At 59.4% G+C, this 26,236-nt stretch carries 24 protein-coding genes; 20 read left to right on the top strand and 4 right to left on the bottom strand.

Annotation, left to right across the window (positions count from 1 at the left end; all coding sequences use genetic code 11):
* The first annotated feature begins 93 nt into the window (after positions 1–93).
* The 5 genes from HMPREF2878_RS06470 to HMPREF2878_RS06450 all read left to right on the top strand — a co-directional run bounded on the left by HMPREF2878_RS06470 (position 94) and on the right by HMPREF2878_RS06450 (position 5,018).
* Positions 94–777: an HAD family hydrolase gene (locus HMPREF2878_RS06470; protein ID WP_083276364.1), complete on the top strand. Its 684-nt coding sequence runs from the start codon at positions 94–96 to the stop codon at positions 775–777.
* Between the two features lie 22 nt (positions 778–799).
* On the top strand, positions 800–1,063 hold the full coding sequence (locus HMPREF2878_RS06465) for a phosphoribosyl-ATP diphosphatase (RefSeq protein ID WP_005510825.1): 264 nt from the start codon (positions 800–802) through the stop codon (positions 1,061–1,063).
* Between the two features lie 14 nt (positions 1,064–1,077).
* A complete protein-coding gene (gene hisG, locus HMPREF2878_RS06460) occupies positions 1,078–1,923 on the top strand; it encodes an ATP phosphoribosyltransferase (protein ID WP_016422792.1) in 846 nt (281 codons plus the stop codon).
* 293 nt (positions 1,924–2,216) lie between these two features.
* Positions 2,217–3,665 carry an aspartate ammonia-lyase gene (gene aspA / locus HMPREF2878_RS06455; RefSeq protein WP_070429707.1) on the top strand — a complete coding sequence of 483 codons (1,449 nt, stop codon included), beginning with the start codon at positions 2,217–2,219 and terminating at the stop codon, positions 3,663–3,665.
* 39 nt (positions 3,666–3,704) lie between these two features.
* Complete coding sequence (locus HMPREF2878_RS06450; RefSeq protein WP_070429706.1) at positions 3,705–5,018, top strand: anaerobic C4-dicarboxylate transporter; 1,314 nt, start codon at positions 3,705–3,707, stop codon at positions 5,016–5,018.
* A gap of 179 nt (positions 5,019–5,197) precedes the next feature.
* On the opposite strand, the gene HMPREF2878_RS06445 is transcribed toward HMPREF2878_RS06450, so the two are convergent.
* The gene (locus HMPREF2878_RS06445) at positions 5,198–6,085 is read right to left on the bottom strand and encodes a RecB family exonuclease (protein WP_070567070.1); all 888 of its coding nucleotides are present in this window, start codon (positions 6,083–6,085) and stop codon (positions 5,198–5,200) included.
* A 125-nt stretch (positions 6,086–6,210) separates the two neighbouring features.
* Between HMPREF2878_RS06445 and HMPREF2878_RS06440 the strand changes: the two genes are divergently transcribed.
* The 15 genes from HMPREF2878_RS06440 to HMPREF2878_RS06370 all read left to right on the top strand — a co-directional run bounded on the left by HMPREF2878_RS06440 (position 6,211) and on the right by HMPREF2878_RS06370 (position 23,414).
* A complete protein-coding gene (locus tag HMPREF2878_RS06440; protein ID WP_049170556.1) occupies positions 6,211–7,053 on the top strand; it encodes a tRNA (adenine-N1)-methyltransferase in 843 nt (280 codons plus the stop codon).
* A 109-nt stretch (positions 7,054–7,162) separates the two neighbouring features.
* Entirely contained in the window at positions 7,163–8,740 is a 1,578-nt protein-coding gene (gene arc / locus HMPREF2878_RS06435; RefSeq protein ID WP_224783747.1) for a proteasome ATPase, read from the top strand.
* Positions 8,733–10,310 carry a depupylase/deamidase Dop gene (dop, locus tag HMPREF2878_RS06430; RefSeq protein ID WP_070437457.1) on the top strand — a complete coding sequence of 526 codons (1,578 nt, stop codon included), beginning with the start codon at positions 8,733–8,735 and terminating at the stop codon, positions 10,308–10,310. Before arc ends, dop begins: the two co-directional genes overlap by 8 nt.
* A 61-nt stretch (positions 10,311–10,371) precedes the next feature.
* Positions 10,372–10,566 (top strand): ubiquitin-like protein Pup, encoded by a 195-nt coding sequence (locus HMPREF2878_RS06425; RefSeq protein ID WP_005510795.1) that lies wholly within the window; start codon positions 10,372–10,374, stop codon positions 10,564–10,566.
* 69 nt (positions 10,567–10,635) lie between these two features.
* Entirely contained in the window at positions 10,636–12,096 is a 1,461-nt protein-coding gene (gene pafA, locus HMPREF2878_RS06420) for a Pup--protein ligase (RefSeq protein ID WP_049189969.1), read from the top strand.
* A gap of 43 nt (positions 12,097–12,139) precedes the next feature.
* Complete coding sequence (locus HMPREF2878_RS06415) at positions 12,140–13,168, top strand: helix-turn-helix transcriptional regulator (protein ID WP_070653072.1); 1,029 nt, start codon at positions 12,140–12,142, stop codon at positions 13,166–13,168.
* On the top strand, positions 13,168–14,199 hold the full coding sequence (locus HMPREF2878_RS06410; RefSeq protein ID WP_070653070.1) for a helix-turn-helix transcriptional regulator: 1,032 nt from the start codon (positions 13,168–13,170) through the stop codon (positions 14,197–14,199). The genes HMPREF2878_RS06415 and HMPREF2878_RS06410 overlap by 1 nt, the downstream gene beginning before the upstream one ends.
* Before the next feature lie 74 nt (positions 14,200–14,273).
* Positions 14,274–14,585: a Sec-independent protein translocase subunit TatA gene (gene tatA, locus HMPREF2878_RS06405; RefSeq protein WP_048734080.1), complete on the top strand. Its 312-nt coding sequence runs from the start codon at positions 14,274–14,276 to the stop codon at positions 14,583–14,585.
* 18 nt (positions 14,586–14,603) lie between these two features.
* Complete coding sequence (gene tatC, locus HMPREF2878_RS06400) at positions 14,604–15,830, top strand: twin-arginine translocase subunit TatC (RefSeq protein ID WP_065421716.1); 1,227 nt, start codon at positions 14,604–14,606, stop codon at positions 15,828–15,830.
* 24 nt (positions 15,831–15,854) lie between these two features.
* Positions 15,855–18,641, top strand: a complete 2,787-nt coding sequence (locus HMPREF2878_RS06395; RefSeq protein ID WP_070653068.1) for a DEAD/DEAH box helicase — start codon at positions 15,855–15,857, stop codon at positions 18,639–18,641.
* An 89-nt stretch (positions 18,642–18,730) separates the two neighbouring features.
* Positions 18,731–19,846, top strand: coding sequence for a M24 family metallopeptidase (locus tag HMPREF2878_RS06390; RefSeq protein ID WP_070429701.1), 1,116 nt, complete (start codon positions 18,731–18,733; stop codon positions 19,844–19,846).
* A gap of 32 nt (positions 19,847–19,878) precedes the next feature.
* Positions 19,879–20,643 carry an SDR family NAD(P)-dependent oxidoreductase gene (locus tag HMPREF2878_RS06385; protein WP_070653066.1) on the top strand — a complete coding sequence of 255 codons (765 nt, stop codon included), beginning with the start codon at positions 19,879–19,881 and terminating at the stop codon, positions 20,641–20,643.
* Positions 20,640–21,866 (top strand): bifunctional cobalt-precorrin-7 (C(5))-methyltransferase/cobalt-precorrin-6B (C(15))-methyltransferase, encoded by a 1,227-nt coding sequence (locus HMPREF2878_RS06380; RefSeq protein ID WP_070653064.1) that lies wholly within the window; start codon positions 20,640–20,642, stop codon positions 21,864–21,866. Before HMPREF2878_RS06385 ends, HMPREF2878_RS06380 begins: the two co-directional genes overlap by 4 nt.
* 46 nt (positions 21,867–21,912) lie before the next feature.
* On the top strand, positions 21,913–22,686 hold the full coding sequence (gene cobM, locus HMPREF2878_RS06375; RefSeq protein WP_005510735.1) for a precorrin-4 C(11)-methyltransferase: 774 nt from the start codon (positions 21,913–21,915) through the stop codon (positions 22,684–22,686).
* Positions 22,674–23,414 carry a cobalt-precorrin-6A reductase gene (locus HMPREF2878_RS06370; RefSeq protein WP_070653061.1) on the top strand — a complete coding sequence of 247 codons (741 nt, stop codon included), beginning with the start codon at positions 22,674–22,676 and terminating at the stop codon, positions 23,412–23,414. Before cobM ends, HMPREF2878_RS06370 begins: the two co-directional genes overlap by 13 nt.
* Positions 23,415–23,438: 24 nt before the next feature.
* Here HMPREF2878_RS06370 and HMPREF2878_RS06365 read toward each other — a convergent pair whose 3' ends face one another.
* From HMPREF2878_RS06365 to cobJ, 3 genes are all read right to left on the bottom strand, one after another.
* Positions 23,439–23,744, bottom strand: a complete 306-nt coding sequence (locus tag HMPREF2878_RS06365) for a hypothetical protein (RefSeq protein WP_070653059.1) — start codon at positions 23,742–23,744, stop codon at positions 23,439–23,441.
* On the bottom strand, positions 23,725–24,249 hold the full coding sequence (locus HMPREF2878_RS11170; protein WP_141753118.1) for a hypothetical protein: 525 nt from the start codon (positions 24,247–24,249) through the stop codon (positions 23,725–23,727). The genes HMPREF2878_RS06365 and HMPREF2878_RS11170 overlap by 20 nt, the downstream gene beginning before the upstream one ends.
* 372 nt (positions 24,250–24,621) lie before the next feature.
* Positions 24,622–26,235 carry a precorrin-3B C(17)-methyltransferase gene (gene cobJ, locus HMPREF2878_RS06360; protein WP_070653057.1) on the bottom strand — a complete coding sequence of 538 codons (1,614 nt, stop codon included), beginning with the start codon at positions 26,233–26,235 and terminating at the stop codon, positions 24,622–24,624.
* Between the last annotated feature and the right edge of the window lies 1 nt (position 26,236).

Here is a 26,236-nt window from a genome sequence, read left to right as displayed (position 1 = left end):
AACATACTTTCCTTCCTGAAACTCTAAACCTTCATCCGACGGTTTTGCTGACATAATCGCTAAATGCTTGATTGCCTGGCATAGTCGCATGGTGTGAAAGCAATTTTGTGGGACATGGACGGCAGCCTCATCAACACGGAACCTCTGTGGGAGATTGCCACGTACGACCTCTCGGAATTCGTAGGCCGCCGCCTGACTCCGGAGTTGCGCATGCAGTGCGTCGGCAACACGCTCTGGGACACGCTGTCGATTTGTGCTGATCATGCGGGACGCACGCTTGACGACGAGCTGTTTGCCTCGGGCTCCCAATTCGTCGAAGGTCGCTTCACTGAATTGGTTCTAGAACATGGGGTGGAGTGGCGCCCGGGTGTGCCGGCGATTTTGGACCAGGCCCGGGCTGCTGACATTCCGGTGGTGTTGGTGACCAATACCCGTCGGCACGTGGCGCAACCCTGCATTGATGTCATGGGGGAGCAGCACTTCGCCGCAACAGTGTGTAGCGATGAGGTGGCCAACGGCAAACCGGCACCGGATCCGTACTTGCGTGGCGCAGAGCTAGCCGGATTTGCGCCAGAGGACTGCCTGGCTATCGAAGATTCCTCAACGGGGGTGCGCTCTGCACTCGCTGCGGGATGCACGGTGGTGTGGAATCCAATGCCGGATGTGAGCGTTTCGCAGGCTGATGTGGGGACGTTAGTACCCCCGGCGCGCTTCATTTCGGGCAATTTGGATACCTCGAATTTGGGCTTTTTGCGGGCTGCTTTCGCGGGCGAGTAGACGACATGGAACAATAGACCGGGTGAAGAACTTTGATGACCTGTTTGCAGAGCTGAAGGAAAAAGCACAGTCGCGCCCCGAGGGATCGGGCACAGTCAAGGCGCTGGACGCTGGTGTGCATTTCCAGGGCAAGAAAATTGTCGAAGAGGCCGGTGAGGTCTGGCTTGCAGCTGAGCACGAATCTGACGAAGCCCTCGCAGAGGAGATTTCGCAGCTGTTGTACTGGCTGCAGGTGGTCATGGTCGGTCGCGGGCTGAGCCCCGAGGATGTTTACAAGTACCTGTAGGAGAAATCAACACCATGCTGCGTATTGCCGTGCCCAACAAGGGATCGCTGTCCGAGGCGGCAGTCGAAATCCTGAAGGAAGCTGGCTACCCGGGTCGAGGCGACTCCAAGAGCCTGACCATCCACGACGAAGCCAACGACATTGAGTTTTTCTTCCTCCGCCCGAAGGATATTCCCATCTACGTTGGCAACGGCCATCTGGATTTGGGCATCACCGGCCGCGACCTGGCCGCTGACTCGCTGGCTCCGGTCGATGAGGTTCTGAATCTGGGCTTCGGCGCCTCGACCTTCCGCTACGCCGCTCCGGCCGATGAGGAGTGGACCGTAGAAGCTCTGGAGGGCAAGCGCATTGCCACCTCGTACCCGAACCTGGTGCGCGAGGATCTGAAGGCTCGTGGCATTAACGCCACCGTCATTCGCCTTGATGGTGCAGTGGAGATTTCCATCCGCTTGGGAGTTGCCGACGTAATCGCCGATGTTGTCTCCACCGGTCGTACCCTGCGCAAGCAGGGATTGAAGCCATTCGGCGATGTTTTGGTCAGCTCTGAGGCAGTTGTTGTCGGACGCAAGGGCGTAGAGGTCACCGAGGAGCAGCAGGTGTTCCTACGTCGCATGACCGGCATTCTGCATGCCAAGACGTACTTGATGATTGACTACAACATCCGTGCGTCCGCGCTGGAAGAGGCATCCAAGCTCACCCCGGGCCTGTCTGGTCCGACCGTGTCGCCGCTGGCTAACGAGGATTGGGTAGCAGTTCGCGCGCTAGTTCCGAAGGCAGAGGCCAACCCGCTCATGGATGCCCTGGCGAAGATTGGTGCCGAGGCGATCTTGGCTTCGAATATACGTATCGCGCGTATTTAGTGGAGACGTGACCTGCTCGAGGGGTGAGGGGGCGTGCCGTCTCAAGTAGGGGCCCATTTCGAGATGGATCCCCATCTCGAGCGGGGAACTGACCAATGCATTTTCACTCCCACCTACGTCGACGTAAGTAGTAGGCTTGGCACTGAGCATGCGCACGGCGTTAGCCGTACTGACATAGTCCCCTTATGCCGGAAAAGCGGCAGTTGCGCCAGCGCTGTAGTTTTGACGGTGTAACCGCAGCGCCACGAATTGTGGTTCATAAGACTGCGCCTACGAGAAGGGATTGCTTCCACATGTCCGCAACACGTACCGAGGTCGACCTGCTTGGCTCTATGGAGGTTCCGGCAGAGGCTTACTACGGCATCCACACCCTGCGCGCAATCGACAACTACCAAATCTCAGCCAAGACCATCAACGACGTGCCCGAATTCATTCGTGGCATGGTGATGGTAAAGAAGGCCACGGCCATTGCCAACCAGCGCGTCCACACGCTGCCCAGCGATGTTGCAGACATCATTGTCGCCGCATGTGATGAAATCCTGGAAAAGGGACGCTGCATGGATCAGTTTCCAATCGATGTCTTCCAGGGTGGCGCTGGCACCAGTCTCAACATGAACACCAACGAGGTCATCGCTAACCTCGCTCTGGAACTGCTCGGTCTGGAAAAGGGCCGATACGACGTCATTCACCCCAACGATGATGTCAACCAGTGCCAGTCAACCAACGACGCCTACCCAACAGGTTTCCGTCTTGCTATCCACATGTCGCTACTGAGCTTGCAGAAGCACTTCGACTCCCTGGTTGAGGCCCTACACGCCAAGGGTGATGAATTCAACGACATCATCACAATGGGCCGCACGCAGCTGCAGGATGCCGTTCCAATGACCCTGGGACAGGCTTTCCACGCATTTGCCCACAACCTTGAGGAAGAGCAGGAGTCCATCGCAACTGCGTCGGCACGCCTGCTGCAAATCAACCTGGGAGCAACCGCTATCGGTACCGGCGTGAATGCGCCGGCAGGCTACCGCGAGGCCGTGACCCAGGCACTACGTGAGGTCAGTGGCTTTAAGGTGACCTCTGCGAAGGACCTGATCGAAGCCACCAGCGATACCGGCGCCTACGTCAGCGTGCATGCATCCCTGAAGCGTGCGGCCATGAAGATTTCCAAGATGTGCAACGACCTGCGCCTGCTGGCATCGGGTCCACGAGCAGGACTGAATGAAATCAACCTGCCGGAGCGCGCCGCTGGGTCTTCGATTATGCCGGCAAAAGTTAACCCGGTAATCCCGGAGGTCGCGAACCAGGCCTGCTTCAAGGTCTTCGGCAACGACGTGACCCTGACCTGGGCAGCCGAGGCCGGTCAGTTGCAGCTAAACGTGATGGAGCCTGTCATCGGCGCATGCCTCTTCGAATCGATTGAACTGCTGCGCAACGCTACCGATACTCTGCGCGACAAGTGCATTACCGGCATCACCGCTAACCCGGAAGTCTGCCGCGGCTATGTGGAAAACTCCATCGGTATCGTGACCTACCTGAATCCGGTCATTGGCCACCACGAGGGCGATATGGTCGGCAAGGAAGCCGCTCGCACCGGCCGCTCCGTCCGGGACATTGTCCTCGAACGCAGGCTGATGGACGAGAAGGAGCTCAACCAGGTCCTGAGCACCGAGAACCTCATGCACCCGGAATATCGGGGTAAGCGCTATGTGGCAGGGGAGTCTCGCCTCGACGATTTGTCCTAAGCGGCAACAAGTCTAACGAGTGACTTTTCGGAGATACACATGTTAGTTGCCGTCCAAATCTCTATCGTTCTAGCAGCGATCCTCCTTGGCGCGCGTCTTGGTTCAATTGCTATCGGGTTCGCCGGTGGGCTGGGCGTTTTGGCGCTGGGCATCACCGGGGTTCCGGTCACCAAAGACGACATTCCGTTCGATGTCATCGGCATCATTATGTCGGTAATCGCGGCAATTGCCGCTATGCAGAAGGCCGGAGGCATGGACTATCTCGTCCACATTGCCGAACGGTTGCTGCGCAAGAATCCGCGACACATCACCTACTGGGCCCCGGTTGTCACCTACCTGATGACACTGCTCGCCGGCACCGGCCACACCGCATTTTCCACCCTCCCAGTTATCGCCGAAGTATCCAAGGAGGGAGGCGTTCGCCCGTCCCGTCCGCTGTCCGTGGCGGTCATCGCATCTCAGTTGGCGATTACGGCATCACCCATCTCAGCGGCTGTGGTGCTCATGGCTTCGCTCATGGAACCCCGCGGCGTTGGTTATCTCACACTCCTGGCGATTGTCATTCCTTCGACGTTCCTCGCCATCCTTCCGACCGCCTTTGTCACGAATCACCTAGGCAAAGAGCTTGACGACGATCCGGAGTATCAAAGCCGCTTGGAAAAGGGGTTAGTCTCCAAGCCACGTGGCCAGATGAGCGAATACGTGCCAACCAAGTCGGCCAAGTGGTCCGTGGCGGTTTTCCTACTCTCGATTCTCGCGGTGATGGTCTATGCGACCATCAGCACTGAACAGGTCGGCCTCATCGCTGATCCCACGCTCCCACGAAACGAGGCAATCATGTCAATCATGTTGACCGCCGCCACCGTTATCGTGCTGGCCTGCAAGTTGGACGCGGCAACCATTTTGAACACACCGGTGTTCAAATCGGGCATGTCCGCCAGCGTCTGCGTTCTCGGTGTGGCGTGGCTGGGAACCACAATTATCAACCACTACATCGACGACATTAAGGCCGCGTCCGGCAGCCTACTGACCACAATGCCGTGGATGCTGGCAATCGTGCTCTTCTTCGCGGCCGCATTGCTGTACTCGCAGGCGGCCACGGCAAAGGCCATCATGCCCGCTGCACTCGCGGTGGGAGTTTCTCCCATCACTGCGATTGCTTCCTTCGCAGCGACTTCCGCGCTATTCGTACTGCCTACTTACCCGACGCTCCTTGCCGCGGTGGAGATGGACGACACTGGCACAACCCGAATTGGCAAATACGTGTTTAACCACTCGTTCATCATCCCAGGAACCTTATGTATTGCCCTGTCCGTCGCGTTCGGATTCGCCTTCGGCAGCGCACTGCTGTAGTGGGGGACTACCTAAAACACCGCATAGAGAAACTGACTAGGTTTATGACAAAATCGAAGCTGTGAATTCCATTCACCTGTCATAAACCTAGTCAGTAACTTTTACTGGCACCGTTACCGCCGACGGCGGCACCCCGCGAAAGCTAACATCGCCGCGAGAGCCACCGCCATCCGCAGCTTTTACTCAGCGCCACCATCGCCGACAGCACCCGGCCAACCGGGGTACTCCGGGGTGACCCCGCCATAGGCAGGGCACAGCTCCTGGAAAGAACACCATCCGCAGAGTTTGGACTTCTTCGGCACAAAGTCACCGTTTTCACCGTCGCGCACGATCGCCGACCACAAGTCGGCAATCTCCGCTTGGAAGGCCTCTAATTCCGCCGAGGTGGGGCTGAGCACCAGGTCATCGGCAACCTTCAGGTACATCAACCGCAGCTGTTCCGGGATACGACCGGTGAGCCGCCACCACACCAGCGCGTAAAACCGCATCTGGAAGAGCGCCTCATCCTGGAAGCGAGGAGAGGGCTTCTTGCCCGTCTTGTAGTCGACAATCCGGACCTCACCGGTCGGGGCAATATCGACGCGGTCGATAAAACCACGAAGTGGCACTGACAATGGCACAGTCTGATCCGCATCCGGATCGATAACCAGCTGAACGAACTTTTCCATCTCGGCCGCATCGAAGCCCATGGGGTTTTCCATCATGAAATACCCCTTGAGCAGGCCGCGGCATTCGACCAGGAAGTCGTAGTAATCATCCTCCGGAACTAGCTCAATCAGTTCCTCGTCCTTTGCACGCATGTCCTCCCAGGTCGGCTTCAGCCGTTTCACCGCTGCGGGGTAAGTGCGTTCTTCACGGGGCCAGGCATGCATCTGTTCGAGCACAGCATGCACCAACGTGCCCTTGACCTGCGCGACAGTCGACGGCTCCGGAATCTTGTCAATCGCACGGAACCGGTACTTCAGCGGGCACTGGCGGTAGTCATTAGCTCTCGACGGCGACAGCGCCAACTTAGAGCGGCGGGAAGGTTGAACTGCTGACTTAGAACTTTGGGCATTGTCGGGCATACTAGCCAGGTTAGAGTACCGCCCGGATTTGGCTGCACCCGACATGACCCGACCCAACCAAACCGAACCAGACCCAACCCGACATGACCCGACCCAACCAAACCCCAAAAGGAGCCCACACACCTATGGCATTGAGCGGACCATTCCAAGTCGGCGACCGAGTCCAGCTGACTGACTCGAAGAATCGCCACTTCACCGTCATCCTCGAGGAGGGTGGCAAGTTCTTCACTCACCGCGGCACCATCCTCCACGACGACCTCATCGGCGCCAAGGAAGGCACCACCGTCACCTCCAGCGAAGGCACCGTCTACCTGGCCATGCGTCACTTGCTGGTCGATTACGTCCTGTCCATGCCGCGCGGTGCTGCGGTGATTTACCCGAAGGATGCTGCACAGATCATCGTCGAGGGCGACATCTTCCCAGGTGCGCGCGTGTTGGAGGCCGGCGCTGGCTCCGGCGCGCTCAGCCTCAACCTGCTCCGCGCCATCGGCGCTGACGGGCAGCTTATTTCCTACGAGGTCCGCGAGGATCACATCGAGCACGCGGAACGCAACGTTGTCGACTTCATGGGTCACAAGCCCGACAACTGGGACTTGCGCCTGGGCGATCTCAACGAGGCCTCCGTCGAGTCGCTCGGCGGCCCGGTCGACCGAGTCATTCTGGACATGCTCGCTCCGTGGGAATGCCTGGACACCGTTTCGAAGGTGCTCCAACCGGGCGGCGTGCTCATGGTCTATGTCGCCACCGTTCCGCAGCTAATGAAGGTCATGGAAGGCATCCGCGCGCAGAAGTGCTTCACCGAACCACGCGCCTGGGAATCCCTGGTCCGCGACTGGAATGTTCAGGATCTCTCCGTCCGCCCGGCGCACCGTATGCAGGCGCATACCGCGTTCCTGGTGTGGGCACGCAGGCTTGCCGACGGCACGGTGCCTCCGCGTCCACAGCGACGAAATCAAAAGAAGCTGTAAGACCGCCGCTTCGCGCTGGGAGGTGTAGCCGTCGTAAAGCGTGATACGACATACGGTCTAAATCGACCAAGCGACAACAGCGGCGGACCCAATGGGTAATCTGGGGTACATGACAACGCCGTCTGACAAAATCCGTGATCTAGAGCAGAAGAACTACAACCTCGGCATTCGAAATAATCGCCTGGTTGAGCTGTTGCGGGACTCCCGTAACAAGCTAGAGCTACTGCGCCAAGACATGGAGGACATGCTGGAGCCGCCTAGCACGTACGGTATTTTCCTTAAGCCGGGACCGGAGAAGAGCACCGCAGAGGTGTTTACCGGAAACCGCCGGATGCGACTGAGGGTGCAGCCGGAGATTAACGAGCGGGCGCTTCGGCCGGGCGCGCAGGTGCGCCTGAATGAGGGCTCGATAATCGTGGAGGACTGCGGTTATCCGGAGAGCGGCGATATCGCCAATGTTCGTGAGGTGCTGCCGGATCGGGAGCGCATTCTGGCCTCGGATACTCACGGTGAGGAATTCGTGGTGTCTCTGGCTGGGGACTTGTCGCCGAAGCCGGGGGACTCGGTGATGATTGACCGCAAGTCGGGCTATGCGTTTGAGGTCATTCCGAAGTCCGAGGTGGAAAACCTGGTGCTGGAAGAGGTACCGGATGTCACCTACACGGATATCGGTGGTTTGGACAGTCAGATTGAGCAGATTCACGACGCCGTGGAGATGCCGTTCCTGCAGCCAGAACTGTTTGAGCAATACAACCTGCGTCCTCCGAAGGGTGTGCTGCTCTACGGCCCTCCCGGCAATGGTAAGACGCTGATTGCCAAGGCTGTGGCTAATTCGTTGGCTCGCAAGATTGCGCTATCCCGAGGTAAAACCGAGTCGGAGGCGCAGCGGGCGCAGTCGTACTTCTTGAATGTCAAGGGCCCGGAGCTGCTGAACAAGTTCGTGGGTGAGACGGAGCGTCAGATTCGCCTGATTTTTGACCGCGCTCGCGACATTGCTGAGGATGGCAAGCCGGTTATTGTCTTCTTCGATGAGATGGACTCGATTTTCCGCACTCGTGGTTCGGGCATCTCCTCGGATATGGAGAACACTGTGGTTCCGCAGCTGCTCAGTGAACTTGACGGTGTGGAGGGGCTGGAAAACGTCATCGTGATTGGTGCCACCAACCGCGAGGAGATGATTGACCCAGCAATTCTGCGCCCGGGACGCCTGGATGTGAAAATCCGCATTGAGCGCCCGAATGAGGCTGCGGCGAAGGATATCTTCCGCAAGTACTTGCCCCCTGAGCTGCCGTACAACGCAGCCGAGGTGGAAGCGCGCGGTGGGGTGGAGCAGAATGTCGCACACCTCATTGACCAGGTTGTTGAGCGGATGTACGCCAAGACAGTAGAAAACGAGTACGTGCGAATTCGCTATGCAGATGGCACCAGCGAGGTTATGTACTACCGCGATTTCAACTCCGGCGCGATGATTTCCAACATCGTCGACCGTGCGAAGAAGTCCGCCATCAAGTCGGTTATCGCTGGCGGCGAGGCTGGTATTAGCCTGGATCACCTGCTGTCCGCAGTGGCGGAGGAGTTCGCGCAGAACGAGGACCTGCCGAACACCTCGAACCCGGATGAGTGGGCTCGCATCTCCGGTCGTCCAGCGGCGCGCGTTGCCTCGGTTGAGGTGATTCGCCATGGCTAATTCCGCCGCCAGTTCTGCACAGCCGAACCGCTTCTTCGGCACGGAGATTGAGTACGGCATTTCCAGCCCAGACAACCCCGATGTCAGCCCAATTCTCACCTCCACGCAGGCCGTGCTGGCTTTCGCGCATGAGCAGGAGGAGAGCCTGTCGGGGCGCATCCGCTGGGATTACGCACCAGAGTCGCCACTGCGCGACAGTCGTGGCTTCGACCTGCGGCGTTACCACCAGCCACCGATCGTGGACCCGAACGCCGTCGGCGCTGCAAACCTGCTGGTGCAAAATGGTGCTCGCTTCTACGTCGATCACGCGCACCCGGAGTACTCCTCACCGGAAACGGCAACTGCCCGCGAAGCGGTTATCGCTGACCGCGCAGGTGACAAGATTATGCTGCGGGCAGCTCAGCTTGCCGCAGAAGCCACCGATGCCGAAGGCAACCCCGGCCCGGTGCTCAAGCTCTACCGCAACAATGTCGATGGCAAGGGTGCCTCGTATGGCGCCCACGAGAACTACCTTTTCTCCCGGGAAACCGAGTTCGATGACATTGTCGCCGGTCTGACGCCATTTTTCGTCACCCGCCAGGTATTCACGGGCGCTGGTCGCGTAGGTCTGGGGCAGACGGGGCAGGAGTCGGGTTTCCAGATTTCGCAGCGCGCGGACTACATCGAGACTGAGGTCTCGCTGGAGACCACTTTGAACCGCGGCATCATCAACACCCGCGATGAACCACACGCCGACTCCGATCGCTTCCGCCGCCTGCACGTCATCATCGGGGATGCCAACATGAGCGAGGTCGCCACCTTCCTCAAGCTGGGCACCACAGGTTTGGTCATCGACGCCATCGAGGACGGCGTGCGTTTCGACGACCTGCAGCTCCGCAACCCCGTCGAGGCCGTCCATAAGGTCTCCCGAGACTTGACTTGCACCGAGAAGCTGCAGCTGGCAGACCATGTCACGTGGATGTCCGCAGTGGAAATGCAGTACGAGTACCTGCGTCGCGTGGAGAGCTACGACCAGCAGGGCGACGTCGTCAAGCTCTGGCGTGAAGTGCTCGACGTGCTTTCCGACGACCCCCGCAAGGCAGCCCATCTGCTGGATTGGGTGGCGAAATACAACCTCATGGAGGGCCTGCGTACCCGCCTGGGCGCGGGCTGGGACCACCCGAAGTTGGCGTTGATTGATATTCAGTACTCGGATATTGACCCTGCTCGTGGGCTGTACCATGCGCTGGTGCGCCGCGGTTCGATGCGCACACTCGTGACCGAGGAAGAAGTCGACCGAGCGGTTGAATACGCACCGGAGTCTACGCGTGCGTATGTACGCGGTGGCATTCTGCGCCGCTTTGGCAAGGATGTCGTCGCGGGCAGTTGGACCAGCTTGGTGGTGGACACCGCGGGGGTGTATCGGAGCACTCGTGACGTGGAGTCGCCTGGAATTACGCTGGCCTACATTACGCTGGATGAAGTTGACCGTTTCACTGCCGCAGAATGCGGTGACGTGTTGGAGTCTGCGGAGACAGTGGCCAAGGTGGTTGAGCATCTGCGTACTCTCGGGGCTATCCGCGAACAATAGGCACACATAGTGCAGTAATAGAGCAGTAATACTCAAAAGTTCATTTTTAAGGAGCAATATCATGGCTGGTAACACTCAGGTTTTCGGCGGCGGTTCCGGCGGAGGCGACGAGGAAGAGTTCGGCGAGGTCGCTGGCGGCGGTCAGGCTCAGGAGCACGTTGCAGCTGCTGACGACCTGCTGGATGAAATTGATGGTCTGCTGGAGAACAACGCCGAGGAGTTCGTGCGTTCGTATGTCCAGAAGGGTGGCCAGTAAAAAGTGACTGACCAGCAGGTAGGGCAGCAGGAGCCGGAAGCAACGCCGACACCGGTACCGGCACAGGCGTTGACCCGACGCATCACCGGTATTGAGACCGAGTTCGGCATCACTCTGACGCTGGATGGCTCGCGCCGTCTGGGACCGGATGAGATTGCCCGCTACATGTTCCGCCCGGTGATCGCTAAGTACGGGGCAACCAACATTTTCACCCCCAATGCTGGTCGTATGTACCTCGATGTCGGAAGCCACCCGGAGTACGCTACCGCTGAGTGCGATTCGGTCTCGCAGCTGGTAGCGTACGACCGCTCGGGCGAGGTCATCTTGAATGAACTCGCTGAAAAGGCTGAAGCAGAGCTTGCCGACGAGGGCATCGGTGGCAAGGTCTACCTGCTGAAGAACAACGTTGATACCGTCGGTAACTCCTACGGTTGTCACGAAAACTACCTGGTTGGACGTGAACTGGGACTGAAGTCCCTGTCCAAGCTGCTGCTACCTTTCTTGGTTACGCGACAGCTCATCTGTGGCGCGGGGAAGATTTTCCTGCCGTACCCAACCTCGCCGTATCACAACGATCCGATTCAGTACTGCTTCTCGCAGCGCGCGGATCATGTGTGGGAGGGCGTCTCCAGTGCAACGACGCGCTCCCGGCCGATTATTAACACTCGCGATGAGCCACACGCGGACTCCAACCGATTCCGCCGCTTGCACGTCATCGTGGGCGACTCCAACATGAGTGAGACGACGACTGCGCTCAAAATTGGCTCCACTCAGCTGGTACTGGAGATGATTGAAGCCGGCGTGAAGTTGCCGGACTTCGAAGTCGCCAACGAAATCAAGTCCATCCGTGCGGTGAGCCGCGATATGACCGGCAAGGCCGAGATTCCACTGCGAAGTGGCGAAACTGCCACCGCACTGCAGATTCAACGCGAGTTCCTGGACGCTGCGACGGAGTGGCTGAAGGTCCGCGAAGAAAACATGGTCAACGAGGACAAGGGCATTGCCGGTGCCGGCACGTCCAACGAAGAAATGAGCCGCATTGTCGAGCTGTGGGGTCGCGCGCTCGATGCCGTGGAAACCGGTGACTGGTCTCTCATTGAGCACGACATTGACTGGGCCATTAAGTACTCGCTCATGAAGCGCTACCTGGACCGCGGTCTAACGCTGGAGGACCCCAAGCTTCATCAAATCGACTTGGCCTACCACGACATCCGTCCCGGCCGAGGCATCTTCCGCGCGCTGGAAGCCCGTGGTATTGCCTCGCGGTGGATTACCGATGAGCAGGTCGCTGAGGCGGTCCGCATCGCACCGCCAACTACTCGTGCGAAGCTGCGCGGTGATTTCCTCGTTGCAGCCGAAGACTCCAGTTTGAAGACCGTAGTGGACTGGACACACCTGAAAATCTCCGGCGACGATCCCATCTCCACTATGCTCGGCGACCCCTTTGCCACGGAAAACGATGAGGTCAATGAGATGATCGAGATTCTGACGGCCGCGAAGAAGACCTCGGATACGGATTCGAATAACTAGTTCCGTCCCCGGAAACTGCCCCAGGAAAAGGAGCCCCACAGTCGTGTCTGTCTCACCGGTATCGGAAAACCCCGGATCCGCTGCGATCAGTGAGACCCAACGCCAGGTTCAGCTGCTGTTGGCGCTTGCCGACGACACCGGGTGGGTCAGCGAGTCGTGGATCTCCAAACATGTCGAGGGTTACTCCCGTGTTTCCGAGGATTCCCGGGCTCGTTATTTACGTGCGGACACCGCGGCGCTCCTGGCAGCCGGGGTCCCGGTGGAGGTTTCGTCGTCAAGCGCGGGCGATAAGGTCAAGCGTCTGCGCCTGAACAGACTACGGTGGACCCAGCACGACCCCGAGTTCACTGAAGCGGAGGCTTCGGTGGTTTTCCAGGCGGCGAATGCGGCGTTTGGTTCGGAGGAGCTGAGCTCGACGGCTGTGGCGGCGTGGCGGAAGCTCGCATCGTTTGCGCAGCGCAGCGCCATTGCGAAGCCGGATGAGTCGGTGGTGGTGGCCGATGCGGTGGATATGAGTCGAGTGGATTTCAGCACACTGCTGACTGCAATGACCTCGCCGCGCCGGACGGTGGAGATGTGGTACTCCCGCCAGTACGGCGTGGATGATGAACTGCGCATGCTGGAGCCGTGGGGTCTGATTAACCTGCGCGGGCGCTTTTATGTGTTGGGCTTTGATTCGCAGCGTGAGGCGGCGCGTATGTTCCGGCTCAGCCGTATCCGCGATGTGTCGGATACAGGGACGTCGGCGACCCAGCCAATGCCCGATGGTGACTTGCAACAGATTGCGGAAAACATGTTGCACCGCGGTGGCAAGACCTATCAGGCGGTTGTTCGTATCGCTCCGAATACCTGCGCTGATGTGGTGATGAAAGCGACCGCGTTGGGGGATGGGCGCTACGAGTTGCCAGCGGCACCTGTGAGTGAGATTGTGTCCACAGGTTTGAGTTACGCACCGGATTTGATTGTGGAATCACCTGAAGAGGCACGGTCGGAGATTATTGCTCGGTTGGAGCAGGTACTCGCTCGCCATGGCGGATTGAATGGTGCGAAGAACGCTTTGGAGGGCAACTAATGACAGTGCATGCAGCCCGGGAACTGGACGCAGGTGTCAGCGTCGACGAGTTGTTGGCGGTCGTACCGTACTTTTCGCAGCACCGTTCAATGACAGAGGCCGCTACCGAGCTGGCCATACCTTTTGCCCGAATTCGGGCAATCGTGGAGCAGATTGCCGACATCGACCAGCCGGGACTCCTCGGAGTGCGGGCTTTTGAAGTTGATTACCGCAACAGCTTTGATGTCCGCATTCGGCCTCAGGCAAGGGTGCTCAGCCAGCCACGTGCGCTCACAGCCGAAGAAACCGCGACCTTGCTGCTCATCCTGGAAACCATCGAGGACTCCGCAGCCACCACTTCCTCCGAGGCCGCGCAGACGGCCGCGACAAAACTACGCAGTGCTCTGGGAATAAACGTCCCCATCATTGACTCGACCGCTGCGGAAAATGGCAAGGCCTTTTCCTTTTCTGAGCAGATTTATTCCGCGCTGCATCAGCGCAAGGTGTTGAAGGTGCGCTACCGGAATGCCTCAGGGCAGATTACAGTCCGTGAGCTTGACTGTGTCAACGTTTATACAGTTGAATCCACGACGTACCTCCGCGCTGTGGACCGTGCGCAGGAAGACCGTCGCCAGAAGAGCTTCCGCGTCGACCGCCTGGAGGCCGCCGAGGTCCTCGACACTCCCGCCGGTTTCCACCGCCCCGAGCCTTTCGATATCCGTGATCCCCACGCCTTTGGTGCGGAAACGGGAACGTCCGAATGGGCAAGTGTGCTTATCGACGCCGACGCCACCTGGATCGCAGACTATGAACCGGTCTTCTTTACCGAAGATGAGGGAGAAGAAGAGGATACCGAACTGGTCTCTGACCAAGGCTTAGGGCAGTCGGAATATGTCGCTGACGTGCCGATGTCCGACTTGGCCGCAACAGTCTCCTTTGTGCTCCGCCGTTCACCGAGCGTAACGGTCGCTGAGCCCTTAAAATTGAAAAACGCCGTTGTTGCGCGAGCCCGCGAAGCTTTGGCAGAGTATGGTCGAAACGACAAGGCTTAAATCAAAGCTTTAATCGCGCACGATGTGGCAACTTGCCACTTGTATTTGTATTCATTCGAAAGGTCTCTAAGCGGATGCCGAACCTAGGTCCCTGGGAAATCATCATTATCCTGGTCGTTCTTGTCTTGCTCTTTGGTGCAAAGAAGTTGCCGGATGCCGCACGTTCGCTCGGCCGCTCCATGCGTATCTTCAAGTCCGAAGTCAAGGAAATGCGCAACGATGACGAGCACCAGGAGCAGGCTGCAATTCAGCAGGCTCCGCAAGCCCAGCCACAGCAGCCGTACCAGCCGCAGCAGCAGTACCAGCAGCCGGCACCGCAGGCTCAGCCGCAGCAGCCGTACCAGCCGCAGCCTGGCCAGAACAACCCTGGCCAGCCGCAGCAGTAGTAGAAGGCCGGTTGAAGCGTGACTTCAGCTACATCCACATCACGTCCTCGGAAGCGCCAGCGTAGGCGCAATCCCGAGGGCGTGATGACTATTGTCGAGCACATTCAAGAGCTCCGGCGTCGCCTCGTTCTCGCCCTCGCTGGTATTGCCGTTGGCACTGTTGTGGGCTTTATCTGGTATCAGACAGCCTTTACCATTGGTCAGTTCCGCATACCGCTTACCTCGGTCAATGTTGGCCCTGTGCACTTTAAGTCCCTGGGTGAGTTGCTCAAGGATCCGTACTGTCAGCTTCCACCCGAGATGCGTCTCGGCGGCGGTGAGGGCGCGGAGTGTCGTCTGCTGGCGACCAGTCCGTTTGAAATGTTCATGCTGCGTCTGAAGGTCGGTGCGCTGGCCGGTCTGGTGATGTCGTCGCCATGGTGGCTCTACCAGATTTGGGCCTACATCACTCCCGGCTTGGTTCGGAAGGAACGCCGCACCACGCGCAGAGTTGTGACTGCCGCCGCGCTGCTGTTTGTCATGGGTTCCGTCCTGGCCTACTACGTTGTCGCCATCGGTCTGGAGTTCTTGCTCCAGATTGGTGAAGAGACGCAAATTTCTGCACTCACCGGTTCGCAATACTTCGGTTTCCTCTTGGCGCTCATCGTCTGCTTTGGCGTGAGCTTTGAGGTTCCGCTTTTCCTGGTCATGCTGAACATGGCCGGTGTCGTTACCTACGAGAGCATCAAGGACAAGCGCAGCATCATCATTATGTCGCTGTTCATCTTTGCGGCCTTCATGACTCCGGGGCAGGAACCAATATCCATGGTCGCAATGGCAACGGCACTGACGTTGCTGGTGGAAATCGCAATCCAGATTTGTCGTCTCCATGACCGTCGTAAAGCAAATGAGCGACCTGATTGGTTGGACGTCGATGACGAGCAAGGCTCCGGACCCATTACAGCGTCCGGCCCGATTGGCTCCGCCGGCGGTATCGGTGATGTGGGCGGCATTGACGCCCCGACTTCAGTAAGTGCGCCGACGTCGATTCAGCCGGGCGGCATGCCGACGGCATCAGCGGCCCCGACGACCTCTCCGGTCTCTGGCCCCACGCCAGTGAACGCGCCGACGCCGACGCGGGCATCCCAGATGCGTCCTACTCGCAATTCGCGTCCACCACGGCCACAGGGCATGATTCCGGAGACTCCGATGCCGACGCAGGACTTGCGAAATCGTCCGACGAGCGACTTTGATGATGTTCTCTAGCGCGGTTTATGACACTCTAGAGGCATGACTCTTCTCGGCGATTTCGTCAGCCAACAGGATTTCGATCTTGACGACTTTCAGCTCCGCGCCTGCCAATCAATTGAGGCAGGGCGGGGCGTTGTCGTCTGTGCACCCACCGGTGCGGGCAAGACCATTGTTGGCGAATTCGCTATTTATGCAGCTCTTGAGCGCGGTGGCAAGTGCTTTTACACCACACCTATCAAGGCGTTGAGCAACCAGAAGTACCACGACCTAATCGAGGACTACGGCGAGGACCGCGTAGGCCTGCTCACTGGCGACACTTCTATTAATGGCGACGCGGACATCGTGGTGATGACCACCGAGGTGCTGCGCAACATGATTTATGCGGACTCGCCGACGCTGAAGAGGCTCACGCATGTGGTGATGGACGAGATTCACTACCTCGCAGACCGCGAGCGCGGCGCTGTCTGGGAAGAGGTTATTTTGAACCTCGACCAGTCCGTGGCCGTCATCGGTTTGTCCGCGACGGTGTCCAACTCCGAGGAGTTCGGCCGCTGGCTGTCCACGGTGCGCGGGCACACGGACGTCATTGTCACGGATCTGCGCCCGGTTCCGCTGCATCAGCACATGCTGGTGGGAAACCGGCTCTATCCGCTTTTCGAGGCGAAGTCGGACAAGGTCAATCAGGACCTGTTGGAGGCGTGCCGTCGTGCCGAGTTCGGCTACGGCGACGCTGGGGCCAGGGAGCGCTACCAGTACAAAAAGCACAAGGGCGGTGGACGCTCGTATAGCTGGGGCGATAAGGGGCAGCGCAAGTTCCGCCCGCCGAAGCGCGGCGATGTTATCCGCATGCTCGGCTCCATGAACATGCTGCCCGCGATCGTTTTCATCTTCTCCCGCGCGGGCTGCGAAGGCGCGCTGGCGCAGGTCGGTGCTACGCGCGCAGAGCTCACTGACCGGGATGAGCAGGAGCGCATCGCCAAGATTATCGATGACGGTGTTGCACACATTCCGAAGGAAGATCTGCAGGTTCTCGGTTTCCTGCGCTGGCGCCGCATTCTCATCCGTGGTTTTGCGGCGCACCATGCGGGCATGCTGCCTGCGTTCCGGCACATTGTGGAAGAGCTCTTTAACGAAGGCCTGGTCAAGGTTGTCTTCGCCACCGAGACGCTTGCGCTGGGCATCAACATGCCTGCCCGCACGGTCGTGCTGGAGAAGCTGGTCAAGTTCAACGGCGAAGCACATGTGGATCTCACGCCGGGTCAGTACACGCAGATGACCGGTCGCGCTGGCCGCCGCGGTATCGACACTGTCGGCAATGCAGTGGTGCAGTGGGCCCCGGCAATGGATCCGAAGGCTGTCGCAGGGCTGGCATCTACGCGCACATACCCGCTGATTTCCACCTTCGCGCCGAGCTACAACATGAGCGTCAACCTCCTGCAGACGCTCGGTTACGAAGGCTCGAAGCGCGTCATGGAGCGCTCATTCGCCCAGTTCCAGGCGGATGGCGACATTGTCGGAGTCGCCGCCGAACTGTCCAAGGCCAAGCAGGAAGCCGCGGCCCTGCGTGCGGAATTGCTCGGCAGGGGAGCCGATGCGCACGCTGAAGGGGCGGAGGCTGAGGGGTCGTCGTCAAGCGAGGAAGGCAGTTCGCGTGACGACGAGCGCCTAACCCAGATGCTTGAATACCTGGATCTGCGCGCGAAGCTGACCCAGGAGGAGAAGAACGCCAAGCGCCGCAATATTGAAGACCGCCATACGGAAACAGTGACCGCGCTGCGCAGACTCCGTCGAGGCGAGGTTATTCCGCTGCCGAAGGGTAAGAAGGTGCAGTTGGCGGTGGTGTACCGAGAGGACCATTCGAAGTCGAATCCACGTCCCGGTGTCATCAGTGTCGGCGGGTTCGTGGGGCGTGTGGAGCCGCATATCTTCCCAGCGGCGCCGCAGACGGTCGGCGCGATTAAGCTGCCTCGGGATGCGGACCGGCATCCGCGACGTGCGCTCGGAATTGTGCGCGCAGAGATTGGCCGCAAGGGGCTAAAGGGACCAAAGAGGCTGAAGCGTCGCACTGGTGGCAACTCGCCGGCGGTGAGGAAGTTGCGCCAGGAGCTGCGCGAGCATCCGCTACATGGCGATCCTGCGGTGGAGACGATGGCTCGTCACGCCGATACGCTGCGGCAGGCCGAGGCGCATGTGGCCAAGCTGCAAAAGCGCGTCGATTCCGCCTCGGATACATTGGCGCGCACATTCGACCGCATGCTGCAGTTGCTAACACAAATGGACTACGTGGAATGGCGGGAGGGCGCGGAGCCGACAATTACCGAGGAAGGCCTGCGGCTGGCGCAGATTCACAACGGCTCGGATTTGCTGGTGGCCACGTGTCTGCGCCGCGGTATTTGGGATGACCTGGACCCCGCGGAACTGGCCGGTGCGGTGTCGAGCTTGGTCTTTGAAAACCGCAAGGCCAGTCAAGGCAGTGACGAGGTGCCTACCGAGCCGCTGGCCAAGGCGCTGGGGAACACCTACCGCATCTGGGAGGAACTGTCGGAGGATGAGCGCCGTTACCGGCTGCCGGTAACGGACTTGCCGGATATGGCTTTTGCTACGGCAATTCATCAGTGGACTGCGGGTGCACCGCTGGGGTACTGCCTGCAAGCCGCCGCCGAGAGTGGCGCGGAGCTGACTCCAGGTGACTTTGTCCGCTGGTGCCGTCAGGTCATTGACCTGCTGCAGCAGATCAAGAAGACGGGCTACTCCACGGACATTCGCGACAAGTCCGCCGAGGCTATTCAGGCAATTCGCAGGGGCGTAGTGGCGCTGAACAATTAGTTGCCGGTTACGTTGGTCAGCCGAAGCCTCGTCGCCCCGAGGCCACTCAACCGGCGACGGGCACAGGCCGACGGGTACAGTTGGCAACTATGAGCAACGGTATCTTTAGCTTTGACATCTATCAGCAGCGTCTGGATCGCACTGCGGAGCTACTCCGCAGCCGCGATGCGGACGCTGCAGTCTTTGGAACCGGCGCTGACCTGCAGTATCTCATTGGTTCTGCGGTCACTTCGCATGAACGCCTGACCGCGCTGGTGGTCACTGCATCCGGCACCACCACGTTGGTACTGCCCGCCGTGGAGCGCGGGGATCTGCCGCTGTGCGCTATCGGTGATCTCAACGCCGATGTGGTGTTGTGGGAAGACGGAGAGAATCCGCACCGCATTGTCGCCGACTTGGTGGGCCACGTGGGCACCCTCGCAGTGGGAGCCTCTTTGACCGCTGACCACTTGATTCCCATTCAGGATCTCACCAGAGCTAAAACTGTGTTGGCCGGAGACCTTCTGAAGGAACTGTTCATGCGCAAGGACGCCGCTGAGATTGAACAGCTGCGCGAGGCCGGCGCCGCTATTGACCGCGTTCACGCTCGTGTGCCGGGCATGCTGCGCGCAGGTCGCACTGAGCGCGAGGTCGCCGACGAGATCTCGGCTGCCATCCTGGAGGAGGGGCACGTCGCCATTGACTTCGTCATTGTCGGCTCCGCTGAAAATGGCGCGAATCCGCACCACGATTTCTCCGACCGCGTCATCGAGGAAGGCGACGTGGTGGTCGTCGATATCGGAGGCACCTTGCCGCTTGGCTACCACTCCGATTGCACGCGCACCTATGTCGTCGGCAAGCCGGGGGAGAAGGAAGCTGCAGCGTGGACGGCTCTGCGCAAGGCGCAGGAAGCTGCCGTGGCGGCGGTGCGCCCCGGTATAACGGCTGCAGAGATCGATGCGATTGCGCGCAATAGCCTCACCGCTGCGGGCTACGGCGAGTACTTCATCCACCGCACTGGTCATGGCATTGGCCTGTCCACCCATGAAGAGCCGTTCATTATGGCTGGCAATGAGCTCAAGCTCGAGCCTGGCATGGCGTTTTCGGTGGAGCCGGGTGTGTACCTGCCGGGTGAGTTCGGTATGCGGCTGGAAGACATCATCGTTGTCACCGAAGACGGCGGAGAATCGGTCAATAACGGTCCGCACGATTTAATTACCGTCTAATCGAGGTTTAGAGGAAAGGTATTTTCTAGCGCATGGGACACGTACTCGTTCTTGGTGCCACCAGCGAAATCGGCGGGGAAGTTGCCGCGCGACTGGCCAACCACAACACCTTCACGCTCGCTGCGCGCCGCACTGAGGCGCTCGACGGCATTGCCGGTCGGCTCATCGACTCCGGTGCCGTCGCGGTGCACCGCATCCACTTTGATGCCGATGACATCGCCGCACACCGCCAGTTCGTCGAGCACGCCTGGCAGCACGGTCCCATCGACACGGTGATTGTCGCGTTCGGCATCCTCGGTGATCAGCGGAAGTGTGAAGAGTCCGGGGAGGCTGCGGCGGCGGTCATTCACACCGACTTCACGGCTCAGGCATCGATTCTCACCGAGATTGTCGCGCGCATGGAGTCCGACATCGCCGCCGGCAAACTGCCTGTGCGCGACAAGGTCGCGGGCCGCATCATGGCCTTTTCCTCTATCGCAGGCGCCCGCGTGCGCCGCGCCAACTATGTCTACGGTTCGGCGAAGGCCGGCCTCGACGGTTTCCTCCAAGGCATGCAGGACCGCCTGCACGGCAGCCATATTCAGCTGACAATCGTCCGGCCGGGCTTCGTCATCGGCCGCATGACCGAAGGCATGAAGCCGGCGCCGATGTCTTCGCGCCCCGCCGAGGTCGCTGAGGCCGCCGTCACCGCCTTCGATGGCCGGAAGCCCCATGTCTGGGTGCCACGGAAACTGGCGTTGCTCGCCCGTGCCACACATCTGACTCCGCGCTGGATTTGGCGGAAGATGCCCCGATGAGCCAGAAACTTCGCGTCGTCGGCATTGGCTGTGACGGTTACGAGGGTCTATCTGCCCGCGCAGTCGAGGCGCTGTCGTCGGCACGCCGCATCATTGGCTCTCCCCGTCAGCTCCATTTGCTTGCCGACGTCAACCTGGACGCCGATCTCACTCCTTGGCCCAGTGGCTTCTGGAAGGACTGGCAGGCCACCCTGGCAGATATTGACCCCGCAGTCGATGTCATCCTGGCCAGTGGCGATCCAATGTTCCACGGTGTCGGCGCGTCCCTGGTCCGCGAGATCGGCCGCGGTGGCGTGGAAGTTATTCCAGCACCGTCGTCGGCCTCATTGGCCTGCGCCTACCTCGGCTGGCCCTTGCATGACACTCCGGTGATTTCGCTGGTGACAGGGGAGCCGGGGCTACCTGGAGCCGCGCGTGTGGTACCGGTAGCGGATTCACTACGGCCCTTCCTGGTGCTGTGCCGAAACGCGGACTCAGTGAAAGAGGTCGCTACGGTTTTAGCCGACCGCCCAGACACCAAGCTCACCGCGCTGACCAATCTCGGCGGCACGGAAGCTACAGGGCTGCCGGAGTCCGTTGCCGCAGGCACGGTGGCGAACCCACCAGTTCCAGCTGGCAACCTCACGGTGCTGGCGGTGGAGCCGTCGGGAAGCGCGCGCGGCTGGCTGCGCGACGGTGACTTTGATTCGGATGGTCAGCTGACGAAGGCGCCGATTCGCCAAATGACGGTCGCTGCATTGGATCCGCGGCCGGGAGCTCTGCTGTGGGATGTCGGCGGTGGCACGGGGTCGATTGGCATTGAGTGGGCTCGGCACGGCGGACGTGCGGAAATTTTCGAGCGCGATGCTGTTCGTGCAGAGCGAATTGCTAAGAATGTGGCGGCTCTGTCTGGCAATGTGACCGTCCACCACGGCGCAGCGCCGGGGGTTTTGGCTGACTCGAATCTTCGCCCAGATGCCATTTTCATCGGCGGAGGTCTCACTGCTGACGGAATGATTGAAACCTGTTGGCAACGCCTTGCCCCGGGTGGCATCATCGTCGCAAACACCGTGACGCTGGAGTCGGAGGCTTTGCTGTGGCAGGCGCGTCGCGACTATGGCGGGGATGTCACCCGGCTTTCCGTGGAGCGCGCAGGTGCAGTCGGCAGTTTCACTGCGTGGCGCCCTGCGTTGCCGGTGGTGCAGTGGGTGGCGGAGAAGCCAGTAGCGCCTGCGCTACCATAGACGTAATATCTCTGTCTAGAAAATATTGAGGACTCTGTAACTCACAATGACTGTGTATTTCATCGGTGCAGGCCCGGGGGCAGCGGATTTGCTGACGCTGCGCGCGGACCGGCTTATTCGTTCCTGCCCAGTGTGTCTTTACGCGGGATCGATTGTCCCGCCTGAGGTGCTGGAAAACTGCCCCGAGGGCGCAGAGATTATCAATACCGCGCGTATGCCGCTGGATACCATCATCGAGACCATTCAGGCGGCACATGCGGCGGGCAAGGATGTCGCACGCCTGCAGTCCGGTGACCCGTCGGTGTGGTCGGCGCTGGCAGAGCAGGTTCGTCGTCTCAGCGAGCTCGGCATTGACTACGAAATCGTTCCGGGTGTGCCGGCATTTTCCGCGGCGGCGGCCGCTCTGGGCCACGAGCTCACGGTGCCAACCGTTGGTCAGTCAGTGGTGCTGACTCGTATCTCCGGGCGCGCTTCCAAGATGCCGGAGGGCGAAACCTTGGAGAACTTCGGTCGCACGGGCGCGACCCTGTGCATTCACTTGGCCGCCCACGATATTGACCGTGTGGTTGAGGAGCTCACCCCGCATTATGGTGAGCACGGCCCGGTGGCAGTGGTAGCTTTCGCATCCCGTCCGGAACAGGTTATTCTCCGTGGCACGCTCTCTGATATTGCGCAGCAGGTCAAGGATGCAGGTGTGACTCGTACAGCGGTCATCATTGTCGGCAAGGTACTAACCGCCGAGGCGTTCCCGGATAGCTACCTCTACAGCGATGATCGCCCGCGCGATGAACACGGACGGACCATTCCATGCGTGCACTAATTCTGGGTGGAACTGCTGAGGCTCGCGCCCTGGCCAAGCGCCTAGTGGGCGAGGGCTGGTTTGTCACCTCCTCACTGGCCGGTCGCGTATCCAACCCCAAGCTGCCCGTCGGCAATGTCCGCATCGGTGGTTTTGGCGGTCCCGCAGGACTGACTCGATGGCTGATCTCCGATGCCACCGAAGTCATCATCGACGCCACGCATCCTTATGCGGAGCGAATCAGCGAATCTGCCGCTGAAGCTGCCCGCGCCACCGGTCTTCCGCTCGTGGCGCTGCATCGCCCTGCGTGGGAGAGGCAGCCCGGCGACAACTGGATTGAGGTGTCCTCCATGCAGGAGGCCGCGGACGTTGTTGCCGACCGTTTCTACAGCCCGTTTCTCACTATTGGCCGTCAGCAGCTTGCCCCATTTGCCGATGACTCCAACGGCCGTTACCTCATTCGCTGCGTGGAACAGCCCGCGCCGCCGTTGCCCAAGAATCGGAAGATTATTCTCAGCCGTGGGCCTTACGATGTCGCAGCGGAGCGCAAGCTCATGCGGGATTACGCCGTGGACTGCGTGGTGACCAAAAACTCCGGTGGCGCCGCTACCTACGCCAAGATTGAGGCAGCTCGAGACCTGAAAAAGCCAGTCGTTATCGTGCAGCGTCCACAGCTGCCCGGCGCGGATATCGCCACCGTCGCCACAACGGTGGATGAGGCGTACAACGCCGTCATCCGCCGGGCATAGCGGCTAATTCTGGTGTGAACTAACTTACCGCACAGGCTGCCACTCTGTTTGCTCAGTGGGGACCTGCTCGATTCCACCAGAAGGACTCAATATCAGCCATGCGATAAACATAGCGATTGTCAGGATAACAGAAATTAATGTGAAAGTAATCCATCGTCGACGATATTCATCCTCGGCTTTTTTGGCCTCGAACAGACCATAAATTCCAGTTAGAAATGGAATTGGAAACGCGATATAGACCCCCGCCACAAAAAGAATGACTGCAAGAATCTGAAATCCCCAGTCAATCAATCCCGGCACTCTTTTATTATTAGCACCTTTCGCTTGCATTATATTCTCCAGATGGTCGAATAGTCGCTGAGATACAGACCGTCCTTTGACCTGCCCCAATGCCGTCAACCACAATGGACTGCTCAAAGTTCTCCGAAGTTCGCACGAACCAACCTGCCCCTACAGCATACGAAGCTGGATTCGAGGCCGAACCCCTATACGACCATGTAGGAGTACTGGTTTCCCCACCGTGATCAAGAACTTTGACATTCTTAATCTTTTTACCTGGGGTTCCGCAGATTTCAACAGTCTGCCAGTAAGTGTATAGGGTGTTACCCATAACAGCCTTTTGCTCAAACCGGGCACCATCCTTTCGGCAGTAGTCAGCCCCGCCCTGCGCAAAAAGCTTCGTTGAAAGATTCGACGGCTGTGGCAATCGTTTTACAATCAACTCACCCGGAGTTGTATAGGCTCGCAGAAGGCTTTTTTGGTGGTTATCCAACTCCGCCATCGAAAGGCGACCTTCATCAATCGCCCTATAAAGTGATTCAGCCTGAGCTGCCACGGGACGTGCAGATTCCTCAGCGCTAGCAACGGGTGAAAAGATGATACCCGCTAAAATAAGGGCAGATTCCAATAAAAGAACTTTTTTTCCCTATCACCTAAACCTCCTTTTATGTCGGTGATCGCCCCGAGCATAACACTGTAAATGAGCTATGCTCAGAAATATCATCCGATTAAATAAGCAATCTCCGCCAAGAAAGGGGTAGACAAAAGTGGTAGGCATTTGGGCCAAACGAACCATATTTGCAACTGAACACTAAATCTCGATTCAGCAATATCACTTTTCAAATTGCCGCGGCCAGCGTAAATAATCTTCCTTTCAATTCACGCTCCGGTATTTAATAGCGACAATGTGCGCTGGAAAACCCCAAAACTAACGCAGCAACCCGCCAGTTCCACTCGTGCCGCCCTCACCGTAGTGACGTGCGGTGTAGACCCGAGTGGTCTTGCCGGCACGATACGCCTTCGTCGACGACGAACCGATAATCACCATTGTTCGCATATCGACGACGTCCGGATCGAACTCCGCCAACGTGGTCACGGTGACGTTTTCCTGCTCCGAGCCGACTGCCCGCGCCACAATTACCGGCGTTGTTGGTTCGCGGTACTCCATGGCCAATGCACGTAGCTCTCGGATCTGCCATCTCCGCGATTTGGACGCCGGGTTGTAGACAGCAAACGCCATGTCTGCTCCGGCTACGGCACGCACTCGCTTAACGACGACTTCCCAGGGCTTCAACCTGTCGGAGAGACTGAGCATCGCAAAGTCATGGCCAAGGGGAGCGCCCACCCGACTTGCGACAGCCTGAGCCGCAGTCATGCCGGGCACGACTCGTACGGGAATGTCTCGCCACATATCATCGTCAGCGACTTCCAACACTGCGGCCGCCATGGCGAAGACTCCAGGGTCACCGGAGCTGACCACCGCGACGCGTCCGCCGCGCTTGGCAATATCCAGCGCCATAGTGGCTCGCTCTGCCTCAACGCGGTTGTCAGAGAGGTGGCGGCGCTGACCGGCGCGCTCAGGAACTCGGTTGATGTAGGTGGAGTAGCCCACCAAATCTGTCGCCTGAGCCAGTTCCTCGGTAACTTCTGGGGTAGTCCAGCGTTCAGCACCCGGGCCCAGGCCGACAACTACGACTTCACCGACCGCTGAGGTGGCCGACTCAGTTGCTGTATCGGTGCCTGCACCGGTCGCTGCATCATCAGCTGGCGCATTAGGAACCCCAGAAACACTCCGTTCAGTGCCGTAGACAGCGGAAGGCACGATGGCTACTGCAAAGTACGGAACTTTCTCCGGGTCAGCGTCGGCCAGCGGGTAGCTGGTGCGCTCACTCATGGTTGCTCGCTCGACAACATAGGCGCGCTCGAGCATGCCCGCGGCCTGCAACGCTGTACGAACCTTCTCAACGTTTTTCCCCAGCTTCATAATGACTACACAGTCTGAGGCATCAAGAACCGCAGCGATGCGCTCGGAATCTGCAGTGGCTGGGACAACGCTGACGATTTCGGTAGCCTCGCCGAGCGGCTGGCCAATCTCTGCTGCCGCCGCAGTAATGCTGGCCACGCCAGGGACAATCTCAGTGGGGAAGTCCTCACTGAGGGCGTGATGCAGATGCTGGTACGAGCTATAGAGCATCGGGTCACCGAGCGACAGCACTGCAACACTTCGTCCCTCGGCCAAGTGCTTGTGCAGGCGAGCAGTGGCCTCTGCATAGAAACCGGCGAGCTGCTCGCGGTAGTCGGCCGGGCGCCCGGTGGTCACCGGGTATTGCAATTGCTCTTCCACGGCAGCGTCGTCACGCGCGTCAATCAGTTCGGCCGCGATTAAACGCGCCGTGGAACGTCCGTGAGTTCCGGCATGGTAGGCGATGACATCGGCTGTGCGGATGATGTCGGCACCGCGAAGTGTAATGAGACCTGCGTCGCCGGGGCCGAGTCCGATGCCGTAGAGATGACCAGGCTGAGCGCTGTAGGAGCCGGACATG

This window comes from Corynebacterium sp. HMSC065H09 (assembly GCF_001812845.1).
Taxonomy (GTDB): domain Bacteria; phylum Actinomycetota; class Actinomycetes; order Mycobacteriales; family Mycobacteriaceae; genus Corynebacterium; species Corynebacterium jeikeium_D.
This window is presented reverse-complemented; position numbering and strand designations above follow the sequence as displayed.

What these genes read in the sequence shown, in the direction of transcription:
- HMPREF2878_RS06370 (WP_070653061.1), top strand. Translation starts at nt 22,674, where the DNA reads ATGCGTGCACTAATTCTGGGTGGAACTGCTGAGGCTCGCGCCCTGGCC.
- HMPREF2878_RS06450 (WP_070429706.1), top strand. Translation starts at nt 3,705, where the DNA reads ATGTTAGTTGCCGTCCAAATCTCTATCGTTCTAGCAGCGATCCTCCTT.
- HMPREF2878_RS06425 (WP_005510795.1), top strand. Translation starts at nt 10,372, where the DNA reads ATGGCTGGTAACACTCAGGTTTTCGGCGGCGGTTCCGGCGGAGGCGAC.
- hisG (WP_016422792.1), top strand. Translation starts at nt 1,078, where the DNA reads ATGCTGCGTATTGCCGTGCCCAACAAGGGATCGCTGTCCGAGGCGGCA.
- HMPREF2878_RS06410 (WP_070653070.1), top strand. Translation starts at nt 13,168, where the DNA reads ATGACAGTGCATGCAGCCCGGGAACTGGACGCAGGTGTCAGCGTCGAC.
- arc (WP_224783747.1), top strand. Translation starts at nt 7,163, where the DNA reads ATGACAACGCCGTCTGACAAAATCCGTGATCTAGAGCAGAAGAACTAC.
- aspA (WP_070429707.1), top strand. Translation starts at nt 2,217, where the DNA reads ATGTCCGCAACACGTACCGAGGTCGACCTGCTTGGCTCTATGGAGGTT.
- HMPREF2878_RS06380 (WP_070653064.1), top strand. Translation starts at nt 20,640, where the DNA reads ATGAGCCAGAAACTTCGCGTCGTCGGCATTGGCTGTGACGGTTACGAG.
- HMPREF2878_RS06445 (WP_070567070.1), bottom strand. Translation starts at nt 6,085, where the DNA reads ATGCCCGACAATGCCCAAAGTTCTAAGTCAGCAGTTCAACCTTCCCGC.
- tatA (WP_048734080.1), top strand. Translation starts at nt 14,274, where the DNA reads ATGCCGAACCTAGGTCCCTGGGAAATCATCATTATCCTGGTCGTTCTT.
- HMPREF2878_RS06390 (WP_070429701.1), top strand. Translation starts at nt 18,731, where the DNA reads ATGAGCAACGGTATCTTTAGCTTTGACATCTATCAGCAGCGTCTGGAT.
- HMPREF2878_RS06395 (WP_070653068.1), top strand. Translation starts at nt 15,855, where the DNA reads ATGACTCTTCTCGGCGATTTCGTCAGCCAACAGGATTTCGATCTTGAC.
- cobJ (WP_070653057.1), bottom strand. Translation starts at nt 26,235, where the DNA reads ATGTCCGGCTCCTACAGCGCTCAGCCTGGTCATCTCTACGGCATCGGA.
- dop (WP_070437457.1), top strand. Translation starts at nt 8,733, where the DNA reads ATGGCTAATTCCGCCGCCAGTTCTGCACAGCCGAACCGCTTCTTCGGC.
- HMPREF2878_RS06440 (WP_049170556.1), top strand. Translation starts at nt 6,211, where the DNA reads ATGGCATTGAGCGGACCATTCCAAGTCGGCGACCGAGTCCAGCTGACT.
- HMPREF2878_RS06365 (WP_070653059.1), bottom strand. Translation starts at nt 23,744, where the DNA reads ATGCAAGCGAAAGGTGCTAATAATAAAAGAGTGCCGGGATTGATTGAC.
- cobM (WP_005510735.1), top strand. Translation starts at nt 21,913, where the DNA reads ATGACTGTGTATTTCATCGGTGCAGGCCCGGGGGCAGCGGATTTGCTG.
- HMPREF2878_RS06385 (WP_070653066.1), top strand. Translation starts at nt 19,879, where the DNA reads ATGGGACACGTACTCGTTCTTGGTGCCACCAGCGAAATCGGCGGGGAA.